We start from the raw sequence: 13,565 nt of genomic DNA, 5'->3' as shown, positions 1-13,565 counted from the left end.
GTCAGGAAACTTGCGGAGGTGCGCGTGCCTGGGCGCTCGAGCCCCTGGGGGCCATGACAGCGGACGCATCCGCCGCATGCCACACCACGCGCTCGGCGTGGCGGAAGGGAATGGAGAACGGAAGCTGCGGCGGCGAATCGAGCGACGCGTTGGCTTGCGCCAGGCAACAGAGCGCACACGATCCGGTATGCGCCATCGGCGCGCCGGTCTGGTCGTTCAGTCCACCCTGCTCGCTGATGCTGTGGCAGATGACGCCGGCCTGGAGCGGATCGGCAACGGCCTGCCCTGCCGCCCAGCACGCGGCAATCGGCGCCAGCACCTGCATCACCAATGCGAGCAGGACGATGGGAAGGAATTTTTGCAGCCGTGCGCGCATCCGCCGAACCATTCGTTCGTCTGCTAACTAAACACCGCGTCGCCCCTGAGTCGAGGTCAGTTCCGACGCTTGATCAGCCCGGCGCAAATTTCCCGAAAACTGTGCCCGCCGCGCCCCATCGGGACCGACGTCCGGCTTTTGAGGCAACCGGTCAATCCTGACCCATCCACATATTTCTTATATTTGTCATATGGTTACAAGGTAAACAGCCCGATCATTTCGTCAACTGCTCGAATTTTGAACAATCGTTGCCGAAAATGATGACAAGCGAGAAAAGTTGATCTAGCATCCTCTTGCTCAGGCTGGCCGCGAGGTCGAAGTCTGGTGGTCCAAGTCTCGGGAGGAGCCCCTGACGCGCAGCATGCAGCGTCGCCCCGCCAATCAAGAGCAAATCTTAGAACGGGGATAATAGGGTCGACACAATTTTTGAGCGGGGCCAGGGCCCCGCTCTTTTTTTGCCTCCATGGGCTCTCCGCCGATGAGCGATTCCGCCAATCCGATCGAACTGAGCTTCGAGCTTGCGGCCTCGCGCTGCGCGGATCTCACGCCTTCCGTCTATCAGCGTCTGTTCAGCATGCATCCCGAAGCGCAGGCGATGTTCCGCTCGCAAGGCAGCGGGCTCGTGCAGGGATCGATGCTCGCGCTGACGGTCGAGGCAATCCTCGACTTCGCCGGTCCGCGCAGCGGGCACTTCCGGCTGATTGCCTGCGAAGTCGCCTCGCACGAGGCCTACGGCACGCCGCGCGAGCTGTTCATCGCGTTCTTCATGGTCATCAGGGATACGCTGCGCGATCTGCTCGGCGATGAATGGTCACCCGACATCGCGCGGGCCTGGGACACGCTGCTCGCCGAGATCGACGCTTTCGCCGTCGCTCCGACATAACGCTTTGCGGTGCACCAACGCGCCGCGGGATCAATTCGCGCGATTGCAGATTGAGTGGCGTGAACTCCTCGATTGTGAGACACTTTCCGTATCGGCTGTGCAAGCAATGACGCGCCGACGAAAAAACATATGGGAGCGAGCGATGTCCGGGACGAAAGATTTCTCGACGACGAGGCGCGATCTTCTACAGGCGGTAGCGACCGCCGGCGCCGCGACTGCCATCCTCGGCAGCATGGGCATAAACCCCGCACTTGCAGCCGAAATGGGACGATCCGAGAAGCCGCTGAAGGCGGCGTTCTCCAATGCGGGCCTCCAGGCGACCTGGTGCGCGCAGGGCAAGCAGGCCGCGGAATTCTGGGGCAAGCTGTTCAATGTCGAGGTGACCTGGTTCGACGGCCAGCTCGACGCCGTGAAGCAGCGCGCGGCGATCGACAACATGGCCTCGCAGAAGTGGGACTTCGTCGCGATCCAGGCCTTCGGCATCGGCACCCTCACCCAGCCCGTGCAGAAGATGATCGACGCGGGCACGCCCGTGATCGACATGGACACGCTGATCGCACCGCTCGACCAGATCAACGTCCACTCCTTCCTCGCTCCCGACAACGAGTTCATGGGCGCCTCGGTGACGCAGGCGCTGTGCAACGCCATGGGCGGCAAGGGCAAGATCATCATGACGCAAGGCGCGCTCGGCCACACCGGCGCGCAAGGGCGTGCCAAGGGCTTCAACTCGGTCGTCAAGCAGTTCCCGAACATCGAGGTGCTCGACACCCAGCCGGCCGACTGGGACGTCTCGAAGACCGCCCGGCTCTGGGAAACCTACCTGACGAAATATCCGCAGATCGACGCGGCCTTCTTCCACAATGACGACATGGCGCTCGCGGCCTACAACATCATGAAGGCGCGCAACCGCACCAACATCCTGATCGGCGGCGTCGACGCCATGCCGCCGGCGATCCAGGCCGTCAGCGAAGGCCGGATGTTCGCGACCGTGCGCAATCCGTCCTGCCGCATCCATGGCGGCGCGATCATCGCGGGCGTCGCGGCCGTGGCCGGCGGCGAGAAGAGCGGCCAGGGCATCCCAAAGAACGTCGTCACCGACGGCCCGGTCGTGACCAAGGCCAATGCTCCGGGCATGCAGTGGATGGAAGACCATTTCCTGATCTGATCTTCCATGCCTGAGGGACAACGGCCCATCCTGGAACTGCAGGGCATCACGAAGAGCTTCGGCGGCGTCGAGGCGCTTCGTGGTGTCGACTTCGCGCTCTATCCCGGCGAGATCCACGGTCTCGTCGGCGAGAACGGCGCCGGCAAGAGCACGCTGATGAAGATCATCGCCGGCGTGCACACCGAATTCTCCGGACGCTTCCTGATCGACAGACAGGAGACGCACTTCCGTTCGGCCCGCGATGCGCGTGCCGCCGGCATCGCCATGGTGCATCAGGAACTTAGCGTCGCGCCCGATCTCACGGTCGCGGAGAACGTCTTCCTCGGCAATCAGCCGACCAACCGGCTCGGCCTCGTGCAGTGGCGCCGGATGGCGCGCGAGGCCGGCGAGCAACTCGCCCGCTTCGGCATCGACGTCGATCCGATGTCGCGGCTCGGCGATCTGCCGATCGGGATGCAGCAGCTCATCGAGATCGCGCGTGTGCTGTTCTCCGGCGCACGCATCGTCATCCTGGACGAACCGACCTCCGCGCTCTCCCCGCCCGAGGTCGAACGGCTGTTCGCGACGCTGCGGCGGCTGCGCGAGGAAGGCACCGCCATCGTCTTCATCTCGCACTTCATCGAGGACATTCTGCGGGTGTCCGACACGGTGACCGTGTTCCGCAACGGCCGGAAGGTCGCCGAGACCGCGGCCTCCGCGACCAGCAAGGGCGCGCTGATCGAAGCCATGATCGGCCGCGGCGGCGAGGCGCTGGAGCACAGCTACAGCGACGATCTGATGCTGCCGCAGCCGAGCGCCAGTTCCGTCGTGCTCAGGGCCGACCAGCTTTCGCTCGCGCGAAGCCTGCAGGACGTCTCCTTCGAGGCGCGTGCCGGCGAGGTGCTCGGCATCTACGGCTTCATGGGCTGCGGCCAGCAGGAATTGTCGCGCATCCTCTTCGGCAAGCTGAAGCCGGACGCCGGCACCCTCGCCGTCGAGGGGACGCCGAGGACCTTCGCCAGCACCGCGGCGGCACGGCGCGCGGGCGTGGCGCTGGTGCCCGAGAGCCGGCGCGCCATGCTGTTCCACCAGGAGCCCGTCTACAAGAACATCTCGATCAGCATCCTCGACCGCATCTCGGCACTCCTGCTCAAGCCGGCGCAGGAGCGCGACATCGCCAAGCGCCAGGTCGAGCAACTCCAGATCAGGCCGCCGGTGGTCGGCCTCGACCTCGGCATGCTCTCGGGTGGCAACCAGCAGAAGGTCGCGCTCGCGAAATGGCTGACCTATCCGCCCAAGGTGCTCGTGCTGTGCGAACCGACCCGCGGCATGGACGTCGGTGCCAAGAACGACGTCATCAACATCGTGCGCGATCTCCGCGCCAAGGGCCTCGCCATCATCGTGCTGTCGACCGAGCCGGAAACGGTGCTGTCGCTGGCCGACCGCATCCTGGTGCTCAAGCGCGGTGCGGTCGTGCGCGAATTCAGGAACGAGCCGGTCAGCAAGGACCGCCTGCTGGAGGCGGCGTGACGGAGAAGCACAATGGCGAGCAGTGAGACGGCTCCGGCGGCGGGTCGGCAGGCGGGGGGCCTTGCACCCTTCCTGCGCTCGCAGATGCGCAATATCGCGCCGTTCCTGACGCTGATCTTCCTGTCCGCCTTCTTCGCCTTCGCCAGCCCATCCTTCGCGACGCTGGACAACCTCGGCAACATCCTGACCCAGGTCTCGGTCACCGGCATCATCGCGGTCGGCCTCACCTTCGTGATCCTGTGCGCGGAGATCGACCTGTCGATCGCCAGCATCGCCAACGTCACCGGCATCGCGGTCGCCTACTTCACGCTGCAGGAGTCCTACGTCAACATCGCCAATCTGCCGCTGCCGGGCGCCGTCGCGATCCTGCTCGCCATCCTGCTCTGCGCCCTGCTCGGGCTCGTCAACGCCCTCGGGCTGACCGTGATCGGCATCCCCTCCTTCATCATGACGCTGGCGATGATGCAGATCGCGGCCGGCATCTCCGCGCTGCTGGTGCGCGGCCAGATCGCCTACAAGGTGCCCGACCTGATCGCGACGCTCGGCTCCGGCTCGATCGGCGGCATTCCCTGGATCGTCATCGTCGCCGCGGTGATGCTGCTCGGCGGCCATCTGGTGCTGACCTACACGCGCTTCGGCCGTTACATCTACATGGTCGGCGGCAATCGCGAGGCGGCCGAATATTCCGGCCTCAACGTCAAGCTCATCCTCGGCGCGGTGATGGTGATCTCGGCCGTGTGCTCCGGCATCGGCGGCATGCTCGGCGTCGCCCATTTCGGCAGCGCGCAGCAGAACGAGTTCGACACCTACCTGCTCGACTCCATCGCCGCCGTCGTCGTCGGCGGCACCAGCCTGTTCGGAGGCCGCGGCGGCATCGGCAATACCATCGTCGGCCTGTTCGTGCTCGGCGTGCTCAACAACGGCCTCGACCACGTCAACATCGACAGCTTCCTGAAGATCCTGATCCGCGGCCTGATCCTGCTGGCGGCCCTGATCATCAACGTCTACGCGCAACGGCTGAGGGAGAAAGCGGCGGACTAGGCCCCGTCCGCAAAAATCGCGAAAACAACCCCATGCACAGTAGGAAGCATTGAAGCATTCGGCGCGGCCTGTTCGCCCCATTGCCTGAACAGGATTTGACACGTCGGGCAAAACAGGAGCACGGTGGCATCATGGTCATCACCTGTCGGGTGGACCATGGACTCCGACCTGGCGACGTCGTTGAGCGAAGCCGCGCGCTTTCAAACCTTCCCTGACGGTCGCGCATTCGTCGAACAAAAATGTCATCTCGGTGGTGGAGGAACGGTCATGCGAGCCTCGTCACTCATCTACGGCGCACTGGCGGCCGCGGTCATCTCACTTGCACCGGCCAATGCGCAGAAGACCACCCCAAACACCACGGACCCGGTCAAGCGCGAAAAACCCCTGAGGCAAGCGAAAGCCCAGGCACCAGCGCAGGTCTACTGCAAGGCCAGCTTCCCCTGCCGCGCGGTGATGAAGGGCTGTCATCTCGAGCATAACGGTCCGGGGGGATTCAACGAGGAAGTCTGCAACTGACCGACCGGTCCCATCCGACATCACGCGGCCGAGGATCAGTGAACGGTTTTCGTTTCCATTTGCGTTCCGCGACAATCCCTCTCCCGTCATTGCGGGCGTTGAGAGGCAATCGAAAGTAACGCCGCAGGCGCACTCCGCGTCACCCGGCTCTGCTCGATCATTCCTGCCGCCAATCCCGCAGTTTTCGCGCGGCGTTCGTGACATCCGCGATGGCCGGAAATGCGCCCGTCTCCACCATCATCGCGCGTGCCAGCCTCACGGCGCGGGCCTCGCTGATCGCACGCTTCTGCGGATCCTCGATCAGTTCGAAATCGATGTTGTGGGCGAGACCGAAGATGCGTCGGATGGTCTTGGCCGCGGCAAAGCCGACCGTGTCGGCGAAGAGACGCTGCATGTAGGCTTGCCGCTCGGCCTCCAGCCGTGCGGCGCCCTTCTCCCCGGGAAAGAGCGAGACGGGATAGGCATCGCCGGCCGCACCGTCGCGCCAGAGATCGAGGAATTTGCGGGAAAAGCCGTCCCACACCTTCTCGACCGTCTCGAGAACCCAGGCCTCGAACGCGCGTCGCTCGCCCGGCGAGCGCTCGTGGCCGGCGGATGCGAAATAGGCCATCAGGAGGTTCGCGATGACCGCGCCGATATCGAACCCCATCGGGCCATAGAACGCGAATTCGGGATCGATCACGCGGGTCTGGCTGTCCGTCACCATGATCGAGCCGGTGTGCAGGTCGCCGTGAAGCAGCGCTTCGGGGCTCGCCAGGAACTTCAGCTTCAACCGGGAGATCGCGACGTGGAGATCCATGTCCTCACGCAGGCCGGCGGCCAGACCGTCGAGCTGAGGCGAGGTCCAGCGGTTCTGCTCGGCGATACGATAGGGGTCGGTGAAGATCAGGTCTTCCGTGATCTTGCACAGCGCATGATTGCCGGCGAAGGCCGCGATCCCCTCCTTCTTTCCCGCAGCCGGAAGCGCGAGATCGGAGGTGAAGAACAGCGTTCGCGCCATGAAAGTGGTGATGTCGTCGACGAAGCGCGGATACTGGGTCCCCGCCACCATTCCCTTGCGCATGATGATGTGGGGTTCGAGCAGTTCCATCACGGTCAGCGCCAGCGCCTCGTTGTGATGCAGCAGCGCCGGCACCAGGCCGGGCGCGAGTTCTGCCTGCTTCGACAGAGCCAGATATTCGTAATGGGCGCGCGACAACGGCAGCGGCCAGCTTTCGCCCACGAGACGGACGTAAGGCAACGCCTGTTTGACGGCGATCCCGCCGCGGGCGCCCTTCACGATGAAGACGAGGTTGAGATTGCCGTCGCCGACCTCGGCGACCGACCATGAGGCGGGCCCGCCGCCAAGCGCCGCCGCCAATTCCGGAACGCCTGCGAGATAATCCCGCAAGGCCGCCTCATGCAGAATCCGATAGTCCCCGGGCCGGCCCTCGGTCATGACGATCCCATCCCACGACAAGGCGCGATGAGATCGCGCTCTGGTTTGCTATTCGAGCATGATCGTCCCGGAAAACCGCGTCGCACTGGTCCGGATCATGCCCTTGGCACGGCCGGATCGTTACTCCCGCTCCAGGAAGCTCGAGCCGATCTCGGCCTTTCGTTGGATCGGATCGTAATCACAATAAACGCTGTCCGCCACCAGCGTGTAGCTGGCACTGACGGTGTTTTTGTCGAGCTTGACGGAGTTCAACCCGATGATCGCGGTGCTCTTGCCGCCGTTCCATTTGAACGGCGTCGAACTCTGCGCCCGCTCGCAGGCGACGACGGCCTCATTGAAAACGTAGCCCTCGACGAACGCCTTGAGCGTTCGCACCTGCACAGCCATCTTCCATTCGACATAGCCGATGGCGCCGATCCCGGCGACGATCAACACCAGAAGCGCAATGACCATCCTTTGAAAAGTCATTCGTTCCCCCCGAAAAATATTGCTGAAAAGACAGAACAACGATGGTGCGCCCATCCCCCGCTTGCGGGACAGGACCGGGACCAAGGTATCTCCGAAATCGCGAACTCCCAAGAGAGGAACGCCCCCACCCGCGATGGGCCGGCCGGCGGATTCGCCGGGTGCCGGCGACTGGATCGACGCCGACCAGGCTGGAAACCCGCACCGGGAGATGGCACTGTTGGTGGCATGAACGGCAATCGGTCACGCGTTTCCGCGAAATTTAGCACCACCCATTCGGTGGCGGGTTAGCGCGCGTTCCCTGTGTTCACGCCCCCGCCCTGGAGGCGGCTTCTGTATCCGTCTCCGACTCCACGATGATGGAGACAAGAATGCTCGCAAAGCCGATCACGGTCAGGCGCGCCAGGGCCGATGATTCAGCGGCCGTCCATGACATCACGTTACGGGCGTTGCGCGAAACCAATGCCAGGGACTATCCGGCGTCGGTGATCGACCGACTTGTTCTGACGTTGCCGGAAAGGGTCGCGTCGACCCTCGATACGGGTCACGCCTTCGTTGCCGTCGTCGAGGGCCGGGTCATCGGGACCGCAAGCCTCAGCGGCGATAGCGTCAAATCCGTCTTCGTCCACCCCGACTACCAGCGCGGCGGCGTCGCAACGAAGCTGATGGATGCGGTCGAAAACGCCGCCCTGGCTCAATCCATCGGTGCGTTGCATGTCCAGTCTTCGATCACCGCACAGCCGTTCTATGCGAAGCGAGGCTTCAGGACTGTTCGGGAAGAGGTCTACGACGAGGAGCGGACAATCGTCATGTCGAAAGCCATGTCCGGCACGTCGTCCTGACGTCGGGGGCCTTCACCGCAGGAGGGGCGCCGAAGGGCATCCCGCTGAAAAGCAATCGCGGGGCGGCCCCGATCCGCTTCAGGTCTGATCTCCGCCACGCGTCAACCGACGCGCTCCGGCAGGCTGCGCGGCCGTGCCCCAATGGGTCCGCGAGCTAGAACGGCATGCCCATCAATTTCGACAGACGTTCGATCTGCAGATATCCGGCGTGATAGGCCACCATGCCGAGACCATAGACGATCGCCGAGATGATCGTGGTCCAGATCAGCTTGCCACCCATCCGCGTCAGGATCGGTGCACCGGGATCGGTGCCGGGCGCACCGACGCCGTCTTCGTGCTGGCTGCGCACGCCGAACGGCAGCGTCACGAACAGCGCGATCCACCAGATGACGAAGTAAATCGCGATCGCAGTTGAGATCTGGACGGCCATGATCCGACCTAGGCCTGCTCGATTTCGACCAGCGCGCCCGAAAAATCCTTCGGATGCAGGAACAGCACCGGCTTACCGTGGGCGCCGATCTTCGGCACGCCGTCGCCGAGCACCCGCGCGCCCTCCTTCACCAGCGTGTCGCGCGAGGCGATGATGTCGACCACCTCGTAGCAGATATGATGGATGCCGCCATCGGCATTGCGTTCCAGGAATTTCGCGATCGGGGAGCCCTCGCCATAGGGCTCGATGAATTCGATCTTGGTATTGGGCAGCGTCACGAACACGGTAGTCACGCCGTGCTCGGGCAGCGCCACCGCTTCCGAAATCTGGGCTCCGAACGCCGCGCCGTAGATCTTCGCAGCCTTGATCGCATCCTTCGTGGCAATCGCCACATGGTTGAGCCGACCCAGCATCTTTCTCTCCCTCAGAGCATGATCCGGAGACGCGCGAAGCGATCTTCCGGGAGGACCATGCGCCTCAACTAGACTGTCAGCACATGTACCAGACAGGGGGGCTTTTTACCCCAATGTTCGTTGATGACCGCACGGACAGCGCGTCGCACCGACTCGGCCAGCGCATCCGGATCGCGCCGGCGCGCCCGCGGCAGGCCCTCGATGGTGGAGACCACCGCGTCGAAGACGAGGTCGTCGAAGGGCTCGCCGGCCCTGTTCTTCTCGGGGATACCGACGAGATCGACCTCGGGATCGTCGGCGAGCTCGCCCTGCTCCGTCATCGCGACGGCCACGAAGGCGCAGCCGGAAAATGCCATCCGCCGCCGTTCGACCACCGCGCGGGACTTGGAATCCTCCAGAATCGTGCCGTCCTTGTAGAGACGGCCCGAAGGCACTTCACCGATGATGCCGGGATCGCCGGGACCGAGCTTGACGAGGTCACCGTTGCGGCAGACCAGCACACGCGGCACGCCGGCCGCGCGCGCGAGCTTGGCGTGCTCCTGCAGATGCAGGGCCTCGCCATGGACGGGAATGAGGAGCTGCGGCTTCGTCCAGGCGATCAGGTCGCGCAATTCGTCGCGGCGGGGGTGGCCGGACACGTGGACCAGATGGTCGCGGTCGGTGATGATCTCGACGCCCTGCAGCATCAGATTGTTGATGATCGAGCCGACCGCCTTCTCGTTGCCCGGGATGGTACGCGAGGAGAAGATGACGCTGTCGCCGCGGTTGAGCGTGATCTCGGGATGGTCGTCGTTGGCGATGCGGGCGAGTGCCGCGCGCGGCTCGCCCTGGCTGCCGGTGCAGAGCGCCAGCACCTTGTCCTGCGGGAGATGGCCGTAGACCTCCGGCGAGCGGAAGTTCTGCACGCCCTCGAGATAACCGCTCTCGCGCGCGACCTGCACCACGCGTTCCATGGCGCGGCCGACCACGACGACCTCGCGGTCGGCGGCCCTGGCCGCGTCGGCCACCGCCTTGATGCGGGCGACGTTGGAGGCGAAGGTCGTCACGGCGACGCGGCCCTTGGCCGCCTTCACGAGATCGATGATGGTCCTGGCGACCTCGGCCTCGGACGGCGAGCGTCCGTCGCGCACGGCGTTGGTGGAATCGCCGATCAGGGCGAGCACGCCTTGCCCTCCCAGCTCGCGCAACCGCTTCTCGTCGGTCGGCCTTCCCAGCGTCGGGGTCGGATCGATCTTCCAGTCGCCGGTGTGCAGCACCGTGCCGGCCTCGGTGTGGATCGCGAGCGCGTGCGCTTCCGGAATCGAATGCGCGACCGGAATGAACTCGACGTTGAACGGGCCGACATCGACGCGGCCGCCGGACGGGATCACCGTCACCGGGATGTTCGGCGCGTTGCGCTCGGCGGCGCACTTGGCCTCGAACAGCGCCGCGCTGAACTTGGTCGCGTAGATCGGGCACTGCAGTTTCGGCCAGAGGTCGATGATCGCGCCGAAATGGTCCTCGTGGGCGTGGGTCAGCACCAGGCCCATCAGGTTCTTGCGTTCCTTCTCCAGGAAGCTGATGTCGGGCATGATCAGGTCGATGCCCGGCAGGTGCTCCTCGTCGCCGAAGGAGACGCCGAGATCGACCGCCATCCAGGCGCGTTGATGGCGGTTGCCGAGGCCATAGATCGACAGGTTCATGCCGATCTCGCCGACCCCGCCGAGCGGCGCAAAGACCAGTTCGTCGGGCCTTGCCATCAGGCAGCTCCTACGGAGGCGACCGGCCCGAAGAACACGTCGCCCGCGGCCACGGGCACGTAGCGGCCCTCGACGGTGCGGACGATCAGGCAGCCGGTATCGTCGATGGTGTCAAAAATGCCTTCCAGCGTCATCGTTCCCGTGTTGATCGCGACCCGCTCGCCAAGACCCGCGGCACGTTCCAGCCAAAGCCTGCGGATCTCGGCAAAACCCCGGCCATTGTCCCAGATGCCGCGAAACTCGACCCAGGCGTCGGACAATGCCGAAAACAGCTCTTCGGCACTGATCTGGACCCCCAGCGCGGCCAGCGACACCGCGGGCGTCGGCGTGCCTTCCGGTGCCGCCACGACATTGGTTCCCATGCCGACGACGACGGCCAAGCTGTTGCCGATGAGCTCGGCCTCGAGGGCGATGCCGACGAGCTTCCTGCCGCCGGCAAGCACGTCGTTGGGCCATTTCAGGGCGTAGCGCGGACGGCCGGGGCCGAGACGCAAGGCGGCTTCGAGGCTGACCTTCTCCAGGGCGGCCTCCTCGGCGAGCCCCGCCGCGAAACCGAGCGTGGCCGCAACGGCGGGCGGCACGTCCATGACCTCGAGAATGCTGGCCGCGAGATTACCGCGCGGCGCGATCCAGGCGCGCTGGCGGCGGCCGCGGCCCGCGGTCTGCTCCGAGGTCACGAACCACATCGGACCGCGCTCGCCGGCCCGGGCGCGTTCCATCGCTTCGGTATTGGTCGAGCCGGTCCGTTCGAAAGCGGCGAGCCGGTAGCCCGCCGACGATGCGCGAGGACCGAGCGCGAAGCTCATCCTAGAACAACGACTTTGCCGCGGCCGAAGCCACGCTCACCACCGGGCCCGCGAACAGCGCGAACAGGATGTTGAACAGGCCCGTAACCGCCAGCACCGTCCGCACCTCGAAACGCACGGGATCGACCTGGCCGGCCGGCTCGTCGAAATACATCGTCTTGACGATGGTGAGATAGTAGTAGGCGCCGACCACGCTGCTCAGCACGCCGATCACGGCGAGCGTGAACAAATTGGCCTTGATGGCCGCGACGAAAACGTACCATTTGGCGAAGAAGCCGGCGAGCGGCGGAATGCCGGCCAGCGAGAACAGCAGCATCGCGAACATGAAGGCGAGCAGCGGATTGGTCCGCGACAGGCCGGCGAAGTCGCTGATCTGCTCGACGGCCTGGCCGTTGCGCTTCATGGCGAGGATGACCGAGAACGAGCCGAGGGTCATCGCGACGTAGATCACGATGTACATCAAGACGCCCTGCGCGCCTTCGACCGTGCCGGAGGCAAGGCCGACCAGCGCGAAGCCCATGTGGCCGATCGAGGAATAGGCCATCAGGCGCTTGATGTTGGACTGGCCGATCGCGGCGAAGGAGCCGAGCGCCATCGAGGCGATCGCCACGAACACCAGGATCTGCTGCCACTGGGTGACGATGCCCGGGAACGCGGTGAGCGTGACGCGGGTGAAGACCGCGAGCGCGGCGACCTTCGGCGCGGACGCGAAGAAGGCGGTCACCGGCGTCGGGGCGCCCTCGTAGACGTCGGGCGTCCACATGTGGAACGGCACGGCCGAAACCTTGAAGCACAGGCCGGCGAGCAGGAAGACCAGGCCGAACACCAGGCCGATATTCGACACGGTCGCGGCCGCGGCGATGCCGGCGAAATTGATCGTGCCGGTGAAGCCGTAGACCAGCGAGGCGCCGTAGAGCAGCATGCCCGACGACAGCGCGCCGAGCACGAAATACTTCAGGCCGGCTTCGGTCGACTTGGCGTTGTCGCGGTTCGAAGCCGCCACGACATAGAGCGCGAGCGACATCAGCTCGAGGCCGAGATAGAGCGAGATCAGGTCACCGGCCGAGATCAGCACCATCATGCCGAGGGTCGAGAGCAGCACGAGGATCGCGTATTCGAAGATGCGGCGCGAGGGATCGGACAGGAACTCGGTCGACAGGACGAGCGTCACCGCCGAGCCGACCAGGGCCAGGATCTTCATGAAGCGGGCGAAATCGTCGACGATGAAGCTGCCGCCGAAGGTCACCTGCTTGCCGGCGGGCTGCAGGTACACGAGCACGCCGACGACGACCAGGAGCAGGACCGCCAGCGTCGTGACCGTCCTCGTCGTCCCCTGCCCGCGATAGGCGCCCAGCATCAGGAGCGCCATGGCCCCGATGGCGAGCACCAGCTCGGGCAGCACCGGCGCCAGTTGATATCCTGCAGTCTCAAAGCTCATGGCGATATCCTGATCTGCCCGCTCACTGGAGCAGTGCGGCGGCCTTCACGGCCGTCACCGCGGTGTTGTAGTTGTTGACGAGTTGCTGGACCGAGGCGGCCGACATGTCGAGCACCGGCTTCGGATAGACGCCGAACAGGATCGTCAGCGCGATCAGCGGGAACAGCGTCACGCATTCGCGGAAGGTCAGATCCTTGATCGTCATCAGCGACGGCTTGACCAGCGCCCCGAACACGACCTTGCGGTAGAGCCACAGCGCATAGCCCGCCGACAGGATCACGCCGAAGGTGGCGAAGAAGGCGGTCGGGATCGAGGTCTTGAAGGTGCCGAGCAGCGTCATGAACTCGCCGACGAAGCCGGAGGTGCCGGGCAGACCGACATTGGCCATGGTGAAGACCATGAAGGTCAGCGCGTAGAGCGGCATCCGGTTGACGAGGCCGCCATAGGCCGCGATCTCGCGGGTGTGCATGCGGTCGTAGACGACGCCGACGCAGAGGAACAGCG

The 13,565-nt window shown here is 64.9% G+C and carries 15 protein-coding genes; 6 read left to right on the top strand and 9 right to left on the bottom strand.

The window, feature by feature from the left end; genetic code table 11:
* Window position 1: 1 nt before the first annotated feature.
* On the bottom strand, window positions 2-376 hold the full coding sequence (locus QM712_RS29800) for a DUF2946 domain-containing protein (RefSeq protein WP_415026725.1): 375 nt from the start codon (window positions 374-376) through the stop codon (window positions 2-4).
* A gap of 478 nt (window positions 377-854) precedes the next feature.
* Between QM712_RS29800 and QM712_RS29795 the strand changes: the two genes are divergently transcribed.
* From QM712_RS29795 to QM712_RS29775, 5 genes are all read left to right on the top strand, one after another.
* Window positions 855-1,259, top strand: coding sequence for a globin (locus QM712_RS29795; protein ID WP_415026724.1), 405 nt, complete (start codon window positions 855-857; stop codon window positions 1,257-1,259).
* A gap of 142 nt (window positions 1,260-1,401) precedes the next feature.
* Window positions 1,402-2,424 (top strand): sugar ABC transporter substrate-binding protein, encoded by a 1,023-nt coding sequence (locus QM712_RS29790; RefSeq protein WP_415026723.1) that lies wholly within the window; start codon window positions 1,402-1,404, stop codon window positions 2,422-2,424.
* 6 nt (window positions 2,425-2,430) lie between these two features.
* A complete protein-coding gene (locus tag QM712_RS29785) occupies window positions 2,431-3,933 on the top strand; it encodes a sugar ABC transporter ATP-binding protein (RefSeq protein ID WP_415026722.1) in 1,503 nt (500 codons plus the stop codon).
* A 12-nt stretch (window positions 3,934-3,945) separates the two neighbouring features.
* A complete protein-coding gene (locus QM712_RS29780; RefSeq protein ID WP_415026721.1) occupies window positions 3,946-4,974 on the top strand; it encodes an ABC transporter permease in 1,029 nt (342 codons plus the stop codon).
* 156 nt (window positions 4,975-5,130) lie between these two features.
* Window positions 5,131-5,490 (top strand): hypothetical protein, encoded by a 360-nt coding sequence (locus tag QM712_RS29775; RefSeq protein ID WP_415026720.1) that lies wholly within the window; start codon window positions 5,131-5,133, stop codon window positions 5,488-5,490.
* 157 nt (window positions 5,491-5,647) lie between these two features.
* On the opposite strand, the gene mtnK is transcribed toward QM712_RS29775, so the two are convergent.
* Window positions 5,648-6,928, bottom strand: a complete 1,281-nt coding sequence (mtnK, locus tag QM712_RS29770; protein ID WP_415026719.1) for an S-methyl-5-thioribose kinase — start codon at window positions 6,926-6,928, stop codon at window positions 5,648-5,650.
* A 120-nt stretch (window positions 6,929-7,048) separates the two neighbouring features.
* On the bottom strand, window positions 7,049-7,480 hold the full coding sequence (locus QM712_RS29765) for a hypothetical protein (protein ID WP_415026718.1): 432 nt from the start codon (window positions 7,478-7,480) through the stop codon (window positions 7,049-7,051).
* Between the two features lie 284 nt (window positions 7,481-7,764).
* Between QM712_RS29765 and QM712_RS29760 the strand changes: the two genes are divergently transcribed.
* Entirely contained in the window at window positions 7,765-8,235 is a 471-nt protein-coding gene (locus tag QM712_RS29760; RefSeq protein ID WP_415026717.1) for a GNAT family N-acetyltransferase, read from the top strand.
* Window positions 8,236-8,389: 154 nt separating this feature from the next.
* Here QM712_RS29760 and QM712_RS29755 read toward each other — a convergent pair whose 3' ends face one another.
* The 6 genes from QM712_RS29755 to QM712_RS29730 all read right to left on the bottom strand — a co-directional run.
* Window positions 8,390-8,665 (bottom strand): DUF1467 family protein, encoded by a 276-nt coding sequence (locus QM712_RS29755; RefSeq protein ID WP_415026716.1) that lies wholly within the window; start codon window positions 8,663-8,665, stop codon window positions 8,390-8,392.
* 8 nt (window positions 8,666-8,673) lie between these two features.
* Complete coding sequence (gene mce, locus QM712_RS29750; protein ID WP_415026715.1) at window positions 8,674-9,078, bottom strand: methylmalonyl-CoA epimerase; 405 nt, start codon at window positions 9,076-9,078, stop codon at window positions 8,674-8,676.
* A gap of 68 nt (window positions 9,079-9,146) precedes the next feature.
* Entirely contained in the window at window positions 9,147-10,817 is a 1,671-nt protein-coding gene (locus QM712_RS29745; protein WP_415026714.1) for a ribonuclease J, read from the bottom strand.
* A complete protein-coding gene (locus tag QM712_RS29740; RefSeq protein ID WP_415026713.1) occupies window positions 10,817-11,623 on the bottom strand; it encodes a biotin--[acetyl-CoA-carboxylase] ligase in 807 nt (268 codons plus the stop codon). Before QM712_RS29740 ends, QM712_RS29745 begins: the two co-directional genes overlap by 1 nt.
* Window position 11,624: 1 nt before the next feature.
* Window positions 11,625-13,061: an NADH-quinone oxidoreductase subunit NuoN gene (nuoN, locus tag QM712_RS29735; RefSeq protein WP_415026712.1), complete on the bottom strand. Its 1,437-nt coding sequence runs from the start codon at window positions 13,059-13,061 to the stop codon at window positions 11,625-11,627.
* A 22-nt stretch (window positions 13,062-13,083) separates the two neighbouring features.
* A partial coding sequence (locus QM712_RS29730) for a proton-conducting transporter membrane subunit (protein ID WP_415026711.1) occupies window positions 13,084-13,565 on the bottom strand: 482 nt, incomplete at its 5' end.

The sequence above is a fragment of the Bradyrhizobium sp. genome (genome assembly GCF_047605465.1).
Taxonomy (GTDB): domain Bacteria; phylum Pseudomonadota; class Alphaproteobacteria; order Rhizobiales; family Xanthobacteraceae; genus Bradyrhizobium.
Note: the sequence above shows the minus strand (reverse complement) of the source record. Positions and strands in the feature narration are given on the sequence as shown.

Coding starts and splice junctions, on each gene's coding strand:
- QM712_RS29800 (WP_415026725.1), bottom strand. CDS start 376: ATGCGCGCACGGCTGCAAAAATTCCTTCCCATCGTCCTGCTCGCATTG.
- QM712_RS29795 (WP_415026724.1), top strand. CDS start 855: ATGAGCGATTCCGCCAATCCGATCGAACTGAGCTTCGAGCTTGCGGCC.
- QM712_RS29790 (WP_415026723.1), top strand. CDS start 1,402: ATGTCCGGGACGAAAGATTTCTCGACGACGAGGCGCGATCTTCTACAG.
- QM712_RS29785 (WP_415026722.1), top strand. CDS start 2,431: ATGCCTGAGGGACAACGGCCCATCCTGGAACTGCAGGGCATCACGAAG.
- QM712_RS29780 (WP_415026721.1), top strand. CDS start 3,946: ATGGCGAGCAGTGAGACGGCTCCGGCGGCGGGTCGGCAGGCGGGGGGC.
- QM712_RS29775 (WP_415026720.1), top strand. CDS start 5,131: ATGGACTCCGACCTGGCGACGTCGTTGAGCGAAGCCGCGCGCTTTCAA.
- mtnK (WP_415026719.1), bottom strand. CDS start 6,928: ATGACCGAGGGCCGGCCCGGGGACTATCGGATTCTGCATGAGGCGGCC.
- QM712_RS29760 (WP_415026717.1), top strand. CDS start 7,765: ATGCTCGCAAAGCCGATCACGGTCAGGCGCGCCAGGGCCGATGATTCA.
- QM712_RS29755 (WP_415026716.1), bottom strand. CDS start 8,665: ATGGCCGTCCAGATCTCAACTGCGATCGCGATTTACTTCGTCATCTGG.
- mce (WP_415026715.1), bottom strand. CDS start 9,078: ATGCTGGGTCGGCTCAACCATGTGGCGATTGCCACGAAGGATGCGATC.
- QM712_RS29745 (WP_415026714.1), bottom strand. CDS start 10,817: ATGGCAAGGCCCGACGAACTGGTCTTTGCGCCGCTCGGCGGGGTCGGC.
- QM712_RS29740 (WP_415026713.1), bottom strand. CDS start 11,623: ATGAGCTTCGCGCTCGGTCCTCGCGCATCGTCGGCGGGCTACCGGCTC.
- nuoN (WP_415026712.1), bottom strand. CDS start 13,061: ATGAGCTTTGAGACTGCAGGATATCAACTGGCGCCGGTGCTGCCCGAG.